Below are 13,916 nucleotides of genomic sequence, written 5' to 3'. Positions count from 1 at the left end.
CTGGACGGCACGCTGCTGCGCGACGACAAGTCGGTCTCCGACCGCACGGTCGCGGCGCTCGCCGCGGCCGAGGAGGCCGGCATCGAGGTCTTCTTCGTGACGGGCCGGCCGGCCCGCTGGATGGACGTCGTCAGCGCCCATGTCCACGGTCACGGCCTCGCCATCTGCGGCAACGGCGCGGCGGTGGTCGACCTGCACGGCGGTCCCGGCACCCACCGCTTCGTCAAGGTCCGCGAGCTGGCGCGGGAGTGCGCCCTCGACGTCGTCCACCGGCTGCGCGCCGCGGCTCCGGGCACGTCCTTCGCGATCGAGCGGACCGGGGGACTGCACCACGAGGAGACGTATCCGCCGCTGCACATGGAGCCCGGCGAGAGCGTCGCGCCCGCCGAGAAGCTCCTCGCCGAGATCCCCGCGGACCCCGCCGTGGCCGAGCAGCCGGTCCTGAAGGTGCTCGCCTTCCACCCCGGTCTCGCGCCCGACGAGTTCCTGGTGCTGGCCCGCGCGGCCATCGGCGACCGGGCCACCGTCACACGGTCGAGCCCCAGCGCCCTCCTGGAGATCAGCGGTCCCGGCATCTCCAAGGCGAGCACCCTGGAGCTGTGCTGCGCCGAGCGCGGCATCACCCCCGAGGAAGTCGTCGCCTTCGGGGACATGCCGAACGACATCGAGATGCTGACCTGGGCGGGTACGTCGTACGCGATGGGCAACGCCCACCCGGACGTCGTCGCCGCGGCCTCCGGGCGCACGGTCGCCAACAACGAGGACGGGGTCGCGGTCGTGATCGAGCGGATCCTGGCGGAACGGGAGCAGGGCCGCTAGGGCGCGCGCAGCGCCCTCACGCCGCAGGGCGAGGGCAGGGCCCTCAGAGCCTGACGCCCCGCTCGGCCAGCCACTTCCTGGGATCCACGCCCGAGCCCAGATACGGCGTCAGGCGCGTCTCGAAGTGCAGATGCGGGCCGGTCGAGTTGCCGGTCGTGCCCGCCTGTCCGACCCACTGGCCGGCGCGCACCCGCTCCCCCTGGTCGACGGTGACGGCCGCGAGGTGCGCGTACTGCGTGAAGTACCCGCCCTTGTGCCGCACCACGACCTCGATGCCGAAGCCCCCGCCGCACGACACGCTCTCCACCCGGCCCGCGCCGACCGACCGCACGGGCGTCCCGATGCCGACCGCGAAGTCCTGCCCGGTGTGCCGGTGGGCCCAGCGCTCACCGGCGCTGTCGAAACCCGCCGACAGTTCGTACGACTCCACCGGCGTCACCCACGCGCGCGTGGCGGCCGTTTTCGGCTGATCCAGGCGGACGGCGCCCCGGCACTTGCCCGCGGCGACCGATTCGTCGGCCTCGCCCTGCAGGGACCACCGCGCCGACTCCAGCTTCCGCTCGATGCCGCGCTTGAGCTCCGCCAGGCGTGCGTTGCGCCGTTCCAGGGAGCGCTTGGCCCGGTCGGCCCTGCCCTTGGCGACGGAGAGGCGCGCGGCGGCCCGCTGGGTCTTGGCGACGGCGTTGTTGACGGCCAGGTCGGCCTGCCCGAGCAGCTGCTTGCCGCGCATCAGGGCGTCGGGGCTCTCGGCGAGGAGCAGCTGCGCGGTGTAGGGGAGGCCGCCGCCGGTGCGGTACTGGGCGCGGGCCATCCGGCCCAGGTCGCCGTGGAGCACCGCCACTTCGTGCCGCTCCTCGGCGAGGAGTCGGTCCAGTTTCCGGACCCTCGTCTTCTGGACGACGGCCGCCCGACGCCCCTCTTCGTAGCGTGCGGTCGCCGCGGAGGCCTCTTCGTAGAGGCGTGCCACGTCGGCGCTCGCGCTCGGCCCCTCGGAGGCGGTGGCCGGCGGTGTGGGCCCGAGCAGCGCGCACAGCAGCACCGCCACGGTGACGACCGGCTGCGGACGGCGGAGGCTCAGGCACATGTCACGGATCGTTGCCCGCGACGGCGGTGCGCTTCCTGCGCGACTCGTGCACTCGGGGGGCACGGTGCCCCGTACGGACCATGGGCGTACCGCCGAACGGCGTCCCGGGGGTCAGTCCCAGGAGCAGCCCGTCGCGGAGCCCGGCACAACGCCCGCCAAAGGCCTCAGTACGGCGCCTCCCACACCACCGTCGTGCCGCCGCCGTCCTCGCCGATGCCGGGCCCGTACCAGCTGTCGCCGCCGAGCGACTCCGCCCGCCGCTTGAGGTTCTTCAGGCCGCTGCGCCGGCCGCCCTCCGCGATGCCCACGCCGTCGTCGGCGACGGTCAGGCGCACGCCCTGCTGCCCGTCCGGAAGGACCACGGTCGCGTCGACGACGACGTCGATGCGGGCGGCCTGCGCGTGCCGGAACGCATTGGACAGGGCCTCCCGGAGGGCCGCGATGAGGTTCTTTCCGGTCAGTTCGCCGACGACCGTGTCGACCGGGCCCACGAAGTGGTGCGTCGGCTTGAAGCCCAGGGGGACAGCGGCCATGTTGATCTCGCGCAGGACGCGGGTGCGCAGGCCCGACGGGGCCTCGGCGGGGCCCTGCTGCAGCGCGAAGATCGCCGTGCGGATCTCCTGGATCGTCACGTCCAGTTCGTCGACGGCCCTGCCGACGCCGACCTGTACCTCCGGCACGACCGACCTGCGCTGGGCGCTCTCCAGCATCATGCCGGTGGCGAAGAGCCGCTGGATGACGAGGTCGTGCAGATCCCTGGCGATCCGGTCGCGGTCCTCGTACACCGCGAGGCGCTCCCGGTCCCGCTGCGCCTCGGCCATCATCAGCGCGAGGGCGGCCTGGGACGCGAACTGCGCGGCGAGCGTCCGCTCGGCCTCGCTGAACGGCCGTGCGCCCCGCGCGCGGGGTGTCACCAGCGTCCCCAGGACCCGGCCGTCGCTCTGCAGCGGCAGCATCATCACGGGGCCGTAGCCGCGCGCGAGGTCGGTCATGATGCGCGGGTCGGTGGCCGCGTCGTCGATGAACACGGACTCCCCGTCGAGGAGGTCGGCGACGATGCGGCTCTCCGGAGGGACGATCACGCCGAGCGCGCCGCTGGGCTCGTCCGAGGAGACGGCGACGATCTCCATGCCGCCCTCCTTGTCGGGCAGCAGCACGATGCCGGCGGCCGAGTCCGCGAGGTGCCTGGCCTGCTCGGCGACGACCGCGAGGGCGTCCTCGGCGTCGCTGCCGGACAGCAGGGCGGTGGTGACCGCCACGGAGCCGTCGATCCAGCGCTCGCGCTGCTTGGCGGCCTCGTACAGGCGGGCGTTGCCGATGGCGATGCCCGCCTCCGTGGCGAGGACGCGCACCATGTGGACGTCGTAGTCGTTGAACTCGCCGCCGCCCCGCTTCTCGGTCAGATAGAGGTTGCCGAAGATCTCGCCCTGGACGCGGATCGGGACGCCGAGGAAGGTCCGCATCGGCGGGTGGTGGGGCGGGAAACCGCACGAGCGCGGATCGGTGGAGAGATCGCCCAGGCGCAGCGTCCTCGGCTGGTGGATGAGGGCGCCGAGGAGCCCCCTGTGGCCGTCGGGCAGGCGTCCGATCCGCTCGGCGGTCTCCTTGTCGATGCCGTAGTAGACGAAGTCGGAGAGCCCCTCGCCGTCCTCGGCGACGACACCGATCGCGGCGTAGTGGGCGTCCGCGAGCTCGGCGGCGGTCTCGCAGATGCGGTCCAGGGTGGTGTGCAGTTCGAGCCCGGTGCCGACCGACCGCATCGCTTCGAGCAGCTGCGGCACCCGCGACGTCAGCTCGGGCGAAAGCCCCTGGAGGCTGCGGGTCGCCCGCGCCGCCGCCTCCACCGAGTCCGGCGTGCCGTCGGGGAGCGGGGAATCGGCGGAGGCCGAAGGTGCTGACATGCCTTTGAGCGTAGTAAGTCCCATTTGCAGGGGAAAGTCGAAGCGGTCACGCGCGCCCCGTCCCCGGCCGAACGCCTTCGCGAACAACCGGGCCACGACGGTCCGACGACCGTCTTCGCCCGAGCGTCGGCGCGGGCTGTCTTCGCCCGAGTGCTCACGCTGTCGGCCGTCTTCGTCCGGGCGTCGGCGCGGGCGGCCGTCTTCGTCCGAGCGCCCGCGCGGCCGGCTGTCCTCGTCCGAGCGCTGGCGCCGACGACTGTCGCCGTCCGAGCCCAGGCGCGAGTGTCCGCTCTTGTCCGAGGGCTGTAGCGGTCGGCTTTCCTCCTCCGAGCCCCGTCGCGGGCTTCCCTCTTCGTCCGAGTCCCGGCGCACGCGCCCGTCCTCGTCCGAGCCGCGGCCGGGCGGGCGGCCTGCCGTCACCGGATGTCCGCGGACGGGCCCGGACACGGTTCAGCCCGCCGTCAGCAGGTCCGCCGCCCGCTCCACGTCCAGCATCCGCCGCAGCGGCCCCTCCTCCGCCGCGAGCCGCGCGTACGCGCCGCGCTGGACCACCCGTCCCGCGTCCAGGACGAGCACCTCGTCCACCGCGTCGAGCCCGGCGAGCCGGTGCGTGATGAGCAGCGTCGTACGGCCCTCGGTCGCGGCCAGCAGGTCCGCGGTGAGGGCGTCGGCGGTCGGCAGGTCGAGGTGCTCGGCGGGCTCGTCGAGGACGAGGACGGGGAAGTCCGCGAGCAGCGCGCGGGCCAGCGCGAGCCGCTGCCGCTGTCCTCCGGAGAGCCGGGCGCCGTGCTCGCCGACGAGCGTGTCGAGGCCGTCGGGCAGCGAGCCGACCCAGTCGTCCAGCCGCGCCCGCGCCAGGGCGTCCCGCAGCTCCTCGTCCGTGGCGTCCTTCTTGGCGAGCAGCAGGTTCTCGCGCACCGAGCTGTCGAAGATGTGCGCGTCCTGGGCGCACAGCCCGACCATGCCGCGCACGGTGTCGCCGTCCAGCGCGGCCGCGTCCGTGCCCCCGAGCGTGTACGTCCCTTCGTACGCGCCCAGGAACCGCAGCAGCACCTGCGCGAGCGTCGTCTTGCCGGAGCCCGACGGGCCGACCACGGCGATCCGGCGGCCGCGCTCCAGCGTCAGGCCGACGCCCGCGAGCGCGTCCCGCTCCTGCCCCTCGTGGCGGGCGCGCAGGCCCTCCACACGCAGCGGGAAGGGCGATCGGGGCGCCGGTGCGGGCTCGGCGGGCTCCGGGACGGGCTCGGGCGCGTCGAGGACCTCGTGGACCCGCTCGGCGCTCTTCCTGACCCGCTGGCGGTACTGCACGGCGAGCGGCAGCCCCATCACGGCCTCGAAGGCGGCGAGCGGCGTGAGCACGACCACGGCGAGGGCGACCCCGCTGAGCCGCCCGTCGTGGACCGCCTGCACGCCGACGACGGCGGCCGCGGCCACGGTGAGCCCGGTGACGAGCGCCCCGAGCCCGTCGCCGAGCGCGGTGGCGGTGGCGCCCCGGGAGGCGATCCGGGTCAGCTCGGCGTCGGCCTCCGCGGCCTTGGCCGTACGCCGCCGCAGCGCGCCCGCGACGGTCAGCTCGGCGGTCCCGGTGAGCAGATCGGCGACGCGGGTGGCGAGCACCCCGCGCGCGGGGGCCAGCCTGCGCTCGGCGCGACGGGCCACGGCCCCGCTCACCAGCGGCACGCCGAGGCCCGCGGCGAGCAGTCCGACGGCGAGCACGGCGCCCGCCTCGGGCAGCAGCCACGCGGTGAAGCCGACGGCTCCGGCGCTCACGACGGCCGCGGCGGACGCGGGCAGCAGCCAGCGCAGCCAGTAGTCCTGCAGGGCGTCGACGTCGGCGACCAGCCGGGACAGGAGGTCGCCGCGGCGGGTCCCGCGCAGGCCCGCCGGGGCGAGCCGCTCCAGGCGCCGGTAGACGGCGACGCGGGTGTCGGCGAGCATCCGCAGCACCGCGTCGTGCGAGACGAGCCGCTCGGCGTACCGGAAGACGGCACGGCCGATGCCGAAGGCGCGGGTCGCCGTCACGGCGATCATCAGGTACATCACGGGCGGCTGCTCAGAGGCCCTGGAGATCAGCCACCCGGAGGTGGCCATGAGCCCCACGGCGCTGGCGAGCGCGAGACTCCCGAGCAGCAGGGCCAGCGCCAGCTGCCCGCGTCGGGCCCGCGCGGCGTGCCGGACCCGGGCCAGCGCGCCTCCCCTGGGGCGGGCGTCCTCGGGCAGGGCCACGGGCGCGGTGTCCTGGCCGTCGTGGGCCGTCGTGCCGCTGGGCGGCGCGGCCGGGGACGGCTCCCGGTGCCGGGCGCGATCGGCGGAGGCCTCCAGCCGGACCACCCGGTCGGCGACGGCCAGCAGCGCGGGCCGGTGCACGACGAGCAGAACGGTCCGCCCGGCGGCCAGCCGTCGCACCGCCTCGACGACCTCCGCCTCGGTCCCGCCGTCGAGCGCCGCCGTCGGCTCGTCGAGCAGCACCAGGGGCCGGTCCGCGAGGAACGCCCGCGCCAGCGCGAGCCGCTGCCGCTGACCCGCGGAGAGCCCGGCCCCGTCCTCCCCGAGGACGGTGGCGGCCCCGTCGGGCAGGGCGTCCACGAAGTCCAGCGCCCCGGCCGAGCGCAGCGCCCCCCGCACCGCCGCGTCGTCCGCGTCCGGCCGCGCGAGCCGCACGTTCTCCGCGATGGTCCCGGCGAACAGATGCGGCCGCTGCGGCACCCACGCGATCCGCTCGCGCCACCGCTCGGGGGAGACGTCGGCGAGGTCCACGCCGCCCACCCGCACCCGGCCCGAGGTCGGCGCGACGAACCCCAGCAGCACGTTCAGCAGGGTCGACTTGCCCACCCCGCTGGGCCCGACGAGCGCCACGGTCTCCCCGGGCGCCACCTCGAAGGCCGCCCCGGACACCGCGTCCGACTCCCGCCCCGGGTACCGCACCGTCACGTCCTCGAAGGCGATCGCCCCGAAGGGCACCGCCCCGTCCCCCGCGGCCGGCACCGGGGTCTCCAGGACCTCGAAGATCTCCTCGGCGGCCGAGAGCCCCTCCGCCGCCGCGTGGTACTGCGCCCCTACCTGCCGCAGCGGCAGGTAGGCCTCGGGCGCGAGGACGAGGACGACGAGACCGTCGTACAGATCCATTTCGCCGTGGACGAGCCGCATGCCGATGGTCACCGCGACCAGCGCGACCGAGATCGTCGCGAGCAGTTCCAGGGCGAACGACGACAGGAAGGCGATGCGCAGGGTCCGCATCGTGGCCTGGCGGTACTCGCCGGTGATCCGGCGGATCGACTCGGCCTGCGCCTTGGCGCGGCCGAACACCTTCAGGGTCGGCAGCCCCGCCACCACGTCGAGGAAGTGGCCCGACAGCCGGGACAGGAGCCGCCACTGACGGTCCATCCGGTTCTGCGTGGCCCAGCCGATCAGAATCATGAAGACCGGGATGAGCGGCAGCGTCACGACGATGATCGCCGCCGACACCCAGTCCTCGGTGACGATGCGGGCGAGCACCGCCACCGGCACCACCACCGCGAGCCCCAACTGCGGCAGATAGCGCGAGAAGTAGTCGTCGAGCGCGTCCACGCCCCGCGTCGCCAGCGAGACGAGCGAGCCCGTCCGCTGGCTGGTCAGCCACCCGGGGCCGAGCGCCCCCGCCCGCTCCAGCAGCCGGCCCCGCAGCTCCGACTTGACCGCCGCGCTCGCCCGGTGCGCGGCCAGCTCGGTCAGCCAGGAGACCAGCCCCCGGCCCACCGCGACCAGGGCGAGCAGGACGACCGGGGTCCTCAACTCCCCGAGGGAGAGCCCCTTCTGGAAGGAGCCCACCACGATCTCGGCGATGAGCATCGCCTGACCGATGACCAGCCCCGCTCCGACCAGCCCCAGGACCACCACCGCGACAAGGAAGAAGCGGGTGGCGCGGGCGTACCGAAGCAGGCGCGGGTCGATCGGTTTCACGTGAAACACACCCTCCGAAGGAGACTCAGTGCGCGGCGTCGGCGATGTGCTGCGTGCCGATCCGCTTGCGGAACACCCAGTACGTCCACGACTGGTAGAGCAGCACCACGGGCGTCGCGACGCCGGCGCACCAGGTCATGATCTTCAGGGTGTACGGGCTCGACGAGGCGTTGGTGACCGTGAGGCTCCACTCGTCGTTCAGCGACGACGGCATGACGTTCGGGAAGAGCGTCAGGAAGAGCATCGCGACGGCCGCCGCGATCGTGATGCCCGACAGCGCGAACGACCAGCCCTCGCGCCCGATCCGGATCGCCGCGATGGCGCCGACCAGGGCGAGCACCGCCACGACCATCGCGACCAGGCTCTTGCCGTCGCCCTTGTCCGCCTGGGTCCAGATCAGGAACCCGAGCGCGAGCACCGCGGTGATCAGGCCGAGGCCCAGCGCCATCTTCCGCGCCCGCACCCGGATGTCGCCCACCGTCTTGAGCGAGGCGAACACCGCGCCGTGGAAGGTGAACAGCGTCAGGGTGACCAGGCCGCCGAGGATCGCGTACGGGTTGAGCAGGTCCCAGAAGTTGCCCACGTACTCCTTGTGGGCGTCGATCTTCACGCCGCGCACGATGTTGCCGAAGGCCACGCCCCACAGCAGCGCCGGGATCAGCGAGGTCCAGAAGATCGCGTGCTCCCAGTTGGTCTGCCAGCGCTCCTCGGGCCGCTTGGCGCGGTACTCGAAGGCCACACCGCGCACGATCAGGCAGATCAGGATGATCAGCAGCGGCAGATAGAAGCCGGAGAAGAGCGTCGCGTACCACTCGGGGAAGGCGGCGAAGGTCGCGCCGCCCGCCGTGAGCAGCCATACCTCGTTGCCGTCCCAGACGGGACCGATGGTGTTGATCAGGACCCGCTTCTCGACCCGGTCGCGGGCGAGCAGCTTGGTCAGTACGCCGATCCCGAAGTCGAAGCCCTCCAGGAAGAAGTAGCCGATCCACAGGACGGCGATCAGTACGAACCAGACGTCGTGAAGTTCCATGTCCTCGTCGCTCCTTCCTTCAGTACGAGAAGGCCATGGGCCGGTCGGCGTCGTCGGAGTCGGAGTCGGAGCCCTTGCCCGAACCCGGTCCGCCGATCTTGGTGGGCGGGTTGAGGTCCGCCTCGGTCAGCTCGGGCGGGCCCTTCCTGACGTACTTGAGCAGCAGCTTCACCTCGATCACGGCGAGGATCGCGTAGATCAGCGTGAACCCGATCAGCGAGGTGAGCACCTCGCCCTGGGAGACCCCGGGCGAGACCGCGTCCCTGGTGCGCAGGACTCCGTAGACCACCCAGGGCTGACGCCCCGTCTCGGTGAAGATCCAGCCCCAGGCGGTGCCGATGAGGGGGAAGATCAGCGTCCACTGCGAGAGCCGCCACCACCAGTTGCCGAGCTTCGGGTGGAGCTCCTTGTTCTTGGTGAGCATCAGCTTCGGCACGTCGTCGGCGCCGGTGCGGTGCTCCGGAGCGAGCCAGAACTTCTTGCGCGTCAGCCAGAGTCCGGCGGTGCACAGGGCCATCGAGACCCCGCCGAAGCCGATCATCCAGCGGTACGACCAGTAGGCGGTGGGGATGTTGGGGCGGTAGTCACCGGGCCCGAACTTCTCCTGCGCCTCCTTGTTGAGGTCGTTGATGCCGGGGATCTCGGCGCTGAAGTTGTTCTTGGCGAGGAAGGACAGTATCCCGGGGATCTCGATGGCGACGTCGTTGTGGCCCTTGGAGACGTCTCCGTACGCGAAGAGCGAGAACGGCGCCGGCTTCTCGGTCTCCCACAGCGCCTCGGCGGCCGACATCTTCATCGGCTGCTGCTCGTACATCACCTTGCCGAGGGTGTCGGCGCTGATGACGGTGAGCAGGGTGCCGACGAACGCGGTGACCAGGCCGAGCCGCATCGACATCCGCATGGTGCGCACGTGCTGCTTCTTGCGCAGGTGGAAGATGGCGATGCCGGTCATGAAGGCGCCGCCGACGAGGACGGCCGCCGAGATGACGTGGAAGAAGTTGACGAGCGTCGTCTCCTGGAACAGCACCTTCGCGAAGTCGGTGAGCTCCGCCCGCTTGGTGCCGTCACGCTCCACGATCTTGTAGCCGACCGGGTGCTGCATAAAGGCGTTCGCGGCGATGATGAAGTACGCCGACAGGATCGTGCCGATGGAGACGATCCAGATCGTGGCGCAGTGCAGCTTCTTCGGGAGCTTGTCCCAGCCGAAGATCCACAGGCCGATGAAGGTCGACTCGAAGAAGAAGGCGATCAGCGCCTCGAAGGCGAGCGGCGCCCCGAAGATGTCACCGACGAAGCGCGAGTAGTCGGACCAGTTCATGCCGAACTGGAACTCCTGGACGATGCCGGTGACGACACCCATCGCGATGTTGATCAGGAACAGCTTGCCCCAGAACTTGGTGGCTCTGAGGTAGTGCTCCTTGCCGGTCCGCACCCACGCGGTCTCGAGGATCGCCGTGAGGGCGGCGAGCGAGATCGTCAGCGGCACGAACAGGAAGTGGTAGACGGTCGTGATGCCGAACTGCCATCGCGCCAGGGTTTCCGGCGCTAGAGCCAGGTCCACTGCGGCTTCTCCTTACTCACCGTGGTCATAGCGGCAGTTTGCCCCTTAAATCCCACTGATCACCGGACGAACCGGGACACGCTTGTGAACGCGTTCACATTCACAAGCATTATGTCGTACTGACTGTCGGTACGTTGACGCGGGGGTCCCCTTACCGCGGGGAACTGTGCGGGTGGGGCCCCGGAGGCGCGAGAAGGCCCCGGAGATCGTCTCTCCGGGGCCTTCCCAAGAACTTCAACATATTGTTGAATCCGCGCCATGCAGATACGGATCTCCTGGCCCGCAGGCCACCTCACCGCGACGCTCGACGAGACTCCCACCAGCCAGGCCATCGGCCAGGTGCTGCCGCTCGTCTCCACCGCGAGCACCTGGGGCGAGGAGGTGTACTTCGACACCGGCGCCAGCGTCCCGCGCGAGCCCGGCGCCCAGCAGGTCGTCGAGCCCGGCACGGTCGCCTTCTGGACCGACGGCGACGCCCTCGCCCTCCCCTACGGACCCACCCCCATCTCGCGGGGCGACGAGTGCCGCCTCGCGAGCCCGTGCAACCTCCTGGGACGGATCGACGGCGACCCGAGGACGCTCGCCACGGTGCGCGCCGGCGACCCCGTCCGCGTCGAACTCGTCGAGGGCTGAGGCCGCCGCGGGCCGGACCCGTCGACGGCTAGAGCTCCTTGCGGAACGCCTCCGCCGTCTGAAGGAAGATGTCGTTGGCCTCGGTCTCGCCGATCGTGGCCCGCATCCCCTCGCCCGCGAACGGCCGCACGACGACGCCGGCCCTCTCGCAGGCCGCCGCGAAGTCGGTCGTACGGTCCCCGAGCCGCAGCCACACGAAGTTCGCCTGCGTCTCGGGCACCGTCCAGCCCTGGCCGCGCAGCGCCTCCACCACACGCGTGCGCTCGGCGACCAACGAGCCGACGCGGCCCATCAGTTCGTCCTCGGCGCGCAGCGACGCCACCGCCGCGTCCTGCGCCAGCTGGCTCACGCCGAAGGGCACCGCCGTCTTGCGCAGCGCGGCGGCCACCGGCTCGTGCGCGACCGCGAAGCCGACGCGCAGCCCCGCGAGGCCGTACGCCTTCGAGAACGTACGCAGGACGCAGACGTTCGGGCGGTCGCGGTAGATCTCGATGCCGTCCGGGACCTCGGGGTCACGGATGAACTCGCGGTACGCCTCGTCGAGCACGACCAGGACGTCGCTCGGCACCCGGTCCAGGAAGCGCTCCAGCTCGGCCCTGCGGACCACGGTGCCCGTGGGGTTGTTGGGGTTGCAGACGAAGATGAGGCGGGTGCGGTCGGTGATCGCCGCGGCCATCGCGTCGAGGTCGTGCACCTCGCCGTCGGTCAGCGGCACCCGCACCGACGTCGCGCCGCTCACCTGCGTGATGATCGGGTACGCCTCGAAGGACCGCCACGCGTAGACGACCTCGTCACCCGGCCCCGACGTGGCCTGCAGCAGCTGCTGGGCGACGCCGACGGAACCGGTGCCGGTGGCGATGTGCGAGACGGGCACCCCGAAGCGCTCGGCCAGCTCGTTCATCAGGCCCGTGCACGCCATGTCCGGGTAGCGGTTGAAGGACCCGGCCGCGGCGAGCGCGCTCTCCATGACGCCGGGGAGCGGCGGATAGGGGTTCTCGTTGGAGGACAGCTTGTAGGCCACCGGTCCGTCGGCCGCGGCGGGCTTGCCCGGCTTGTAGGTGGGAACCCCCTCCAGCTCGGCACGCAGCCTCGGGCTCGTCTCGCTCACCGCAGTCCTCCTCGTAGCCAGTCACAGACAGGTTCGAATACTGCTTACCTTATGAGGATTCGGCGCCGCTGCGAATGGCCTCGTGCCCGCGAGCGCACCGGGACCGGCGCCGCCCCTCAGGGCGCCGCTCCGACCACCACGCCGTGTGCCACTCCGGTCACACCCCATGCGCCACTCGGGCCGCCGCCCCATGCGCCACCCCGGTCGCCGCCCCATGCGCCACTCCAGTCACACGCCATGTGCCACTCCGGCCGCCGCCCCGCGGCCCCGCCGAGAGCCGCCCTCCACCCCTTCGCAGAGTCTCGCGGCCCCCGTCCGCCAAGGCGTACGGGGAGGGGGGAGCGCCCCGTGCTCCCCCATGCGCCGGTGGCTCGCTCCGTGGCGCGCGTCCCCCGTGAAGGTGAGTTGAGACCTCTTCGAGACCTCGCGCATTTGGCAGGCCCGCGCGCGACGATCACGGCCAGCTGCTCATTGATCCGCTCAACTCCCTTTTATTCCATGGTCATTGGCACCCGATCACCATGCAGAAACGTGCCTGTCAACGCGTGCATATGCGCCCCTGCTACCCACCCCCATGAGCCCTACTATCGGCTCGCCATGACAGCAGCAGGGAAGCACCAGGTGAGCCGAGCGGAGACCGCACGCCGGGGCAACCGGCAGAGCCGAGCGGGCATCAGAGACGTCGCCGCCGCCGCCGGTGTCTCCATCACGACTGTCTCCGACGCCCTCAACGGCAAGGGTCGGCTGCCCGACGCCACCCGACGCCATGTACGCGAGGTCGCCGAGCGGCTGGGCTATCGCCCGTCCGCCGCGGCCCGCACGCTCCGTACCGGAAAGTCCGGCCTCATCGGCCTGACCGTGACGACGTACGGGGATGAACCTTTCACCTTCACCGAGTTCGCGTACTTCGCCGAGATGGCCAGAGCCGCCACCTCGGCCGCGCTCGCCCGGGGCTACGCCCTGGTCATCCTGCCCGCGACCTCACGCCGCAGCCCGGTCGACGTGTGGTCGAACGTCGCCCTCGACGGCACCGTCGTCGTCGACCCCTCCGACCACGACCCGGTCGTCAGCGAGCTGGTCCGCCAGGGCCTGCCGGTGGTCTCCGACGGCCGCCCGGCCGGCTCGCTCCCGGTCACGGCCTGGGTCGACAACGACCACGAGGCCGCGGTCCTGGAGATCCTCGACCACCTCGCCGCCGCGGGCGCCCGCCGCATCGGCCTCCTCACGGGCACCACCACGGACACGTACACCCACCTGTCCACCACCGCCTACCTGCGCTGGTGCGAGCGCGTCGGCCAGGACCCGGTCTACGAGTCCTACCCCGCCCACGACCCGTGCGCGGGCGCCGTCGCCGCCGACCGGCTGCTCGCCAGACCCGACCGGCCCGACGCCGTCTACGGCCTCTTCGACCCCAACGGCACCGACCTGCTCGCCGCCGCCCGGCGGTACGGTCTGCGCGTCCCCGACGACCTGCTGCTCGTCTGCTGCAGCGAGTCCACGGTGTACGCCACCACGGAACCGCCCATCACCACGCTCTCCCTCAAACCGCGCCGCATCGGCACCGCCGTCGTCCAGCTCCTGATCGACGCGATCGAGGGCCTCGACGCGGGGCGTCCCGTCGAGCAGGTGATACCGACCGAACTGATCGTGCGCACCTCGTCCGAGCGACGTCCGCCGCGCACCACGGTCAGCCCGCCCCGCTCGCCCGGCTCCGGCTGATCGCTCCCGTCTCCCGCCCGCGGCTCCGGGCAGAGGCCCCCACCGGCCCGCTACCAGTGGGGAAACCTCTGCCCAATTCGGGAGAAAACCGCGGTGAACAGGGGTCCGGCACCGATTCACCA

9 protein-coding genes are annotated in these 13,916 nt (G+C 72.2%); 3 read left to right on the top strand and 6 right to left on the bottom strand.

Going from position 1 to position 13,916, the window contains the following annotated elements:
* Positions 1-819 (top strand): HAD hydrolase family protein (locus AOK22_RS18960; protein ID WP_055699858.1); only part of this gene is annotated, 819 nt, incomplete at its 5' end.
* A 43-nt stretch (positions 820-862) separates the two neighbouring features.
* On the opposite strand, the gene AOK22_RS18955 is transcribed toward AOK22_RS18960, so the two are convergent.
* The 5 genes from AOK22_RS18955 to AOK22_RS18935 all read right to left on the bottom strand — a co-directional run bounded on the left by AOK22_RS18955 (position 863) and on the right by AOK22_RS18935 (position 10,334).
* Positions 863-1,903, bottom strand: a complete 1,041-nt coding sequence (locus AOK22_RS18955; protein ID WP_055699857.1) for a murein hydrolase activator EnvC family protein — start codon at positions 1,901-1,903, stop codon at positions 863-865.
* 164 nt (positions 1,904-2,067) lie between these two features.
* On the bottom strand, positions 2,068-3,804 hold the full coding sequence (locus AOK22_RS18950) for a GAF domain-containing sensor histidine kinase (RefSeq protein ID WP_055699856.1): 1,737 nt from the start codon (positions 3,802-3,804) through the stop codon (positions 2,068-2,070).
* Positions 3,805-4,254: 450 nt separating this feature from the next.
* The gene (gene cydD / locus AOK22_RS18945; RefSeq protein WP_055699855.1) at positions 4,255-7,743 is read right to left on the bottom strand and encodes a thiol reductant ABC exporter subunit CydD; all 3,489 of its coding nucleotides are present in this window, start codon (positions 7,741-7,743) and stop codon (positions 4,255-4,257) included.
* 25 nt (positions 7,744-7,768) lie between these two features.
* Positions 7,769-8,773: a cytochrome d ubiquinol oxidase subunit II gene (gene cydB / locus AOK22_RS18940; RefSeq protein WP_055699854.1), complete on the bottom strand. Its 1,005-nt coding sequence runs from the start codon at positions 8,771-8,773 to the stop codon at positions 7,769-7,771.
* Positions 8,774-8,792: 19 nt separating this feature from the next.
* Complete coding sequence (locus AOK22_RS18935; RefSeq protein ID WP_055699853.1) at positions 8,793-10,334, bottom strand: cytochrome ubiquinol oxidase subunit I; 1,542 nt, start codon at positions 10,332-10,334, stop codon at positions 8,793-8,795.
* A gap of 258 nt (positions 10,335-10,592) precedes the next feature.
* On the opposite strand from AOK22_RS18935, the gene AOK22_RS18930 reads away from it, so the two are divergent.
* A complete protein-coding gene (locus tag AOK22_RS18930) occupies positions 10,593-10,967 on the top strand; it encodes a cyclophilin-like fold protein (RefSeq protein WP_055699852.1) in 375 nt (124 codons plus the stop codon).
* Positions 10,968-10,995: 28 nt separating this feature from the next.
* On the opposite strand, the gene hisC is transcribed toward AOK22_RS18930, so the two are convergent.
* Positions 10,996-12,075: a histidinol-phosphate transaminase gene (gene hisC / locus AOK22_RS18925; RefSeq protein ID WP_055699851.1), complete on the bottom strand. Its 1,080-nt coding sequence runs from the start codon at positions 12,073-12,075 to the stop codon at positions 10,996-10,998.
* Positions 12,076-12,672: 597 nt separating this feature from the next.
* Between hisC and AOK22_RS18920 the strand changes: the two genes are divergently transcribed.
* A complete protein-coding gene (locus tag AOK22_RS18920; protein ID WP_055699850.1) occupies positions 12,673-13,794 on the top strand; it encodes a LacI family DNA-binding transcriptional regulator in 1,122 nt (373 codons plus the stop codon).
* Positions 13,795-13,916 lie beyond the last annotated feature (122 nt).

Source organism: Streptomyces silaceus, assembly GCF_001419745.1.
GTDB classification, from domain to species: Bacteria; Actinomycetota; Actinomycetes; order Streptomycetales; family Streptomycetaceae; genus Streptomyces; species Streptomyces silaceus.
This window is presented reverse-complemented; position numbering and strand designations above follow the sequence as displayed.

What these genes read in the sequence shown, in the direction of transcription:
- cydB (WP_055699854.1), bottom strand. Translation starts at nt 8,773, where the DNA reads ATGGAACTTCACGACGTCTGGTTCGTACTGATCGCCGTCCTGTGGATC.
- AOK22_RS18955 (WP_055699857.1), bottom strand. Translation starts at nt 1,903, where the DNA reads ATGTGCCTGAGCCTCCGCCGTCCGCAGCCGGTCGTCACCGTGGCGGTG.
- AOK22_RS18920 (WP_055699850.1), top strand. Translation starts at nt 12,673, where the DNA reads ATGACAGCAGCAGGGAAGCACCAGGTGAGCCGAGCGGAGACCGCACGC.
- AOK22_RS18930 (WP_055699852.1), top strand. Translation starts at nt 10,593, where the DNA reads ATGCAGATACGGATCTCCTGGCCCGCAGGCCACCTCACCGCGACGCTC.
- AOK22_RS18950 (WP_055699856.1), bottom strand. Translation starts at nt 3,804, where the DNA reads ATGTCAGCACCTTCGGCCTCCGCCGATTCCCCGCTCCCCGACGGCACG.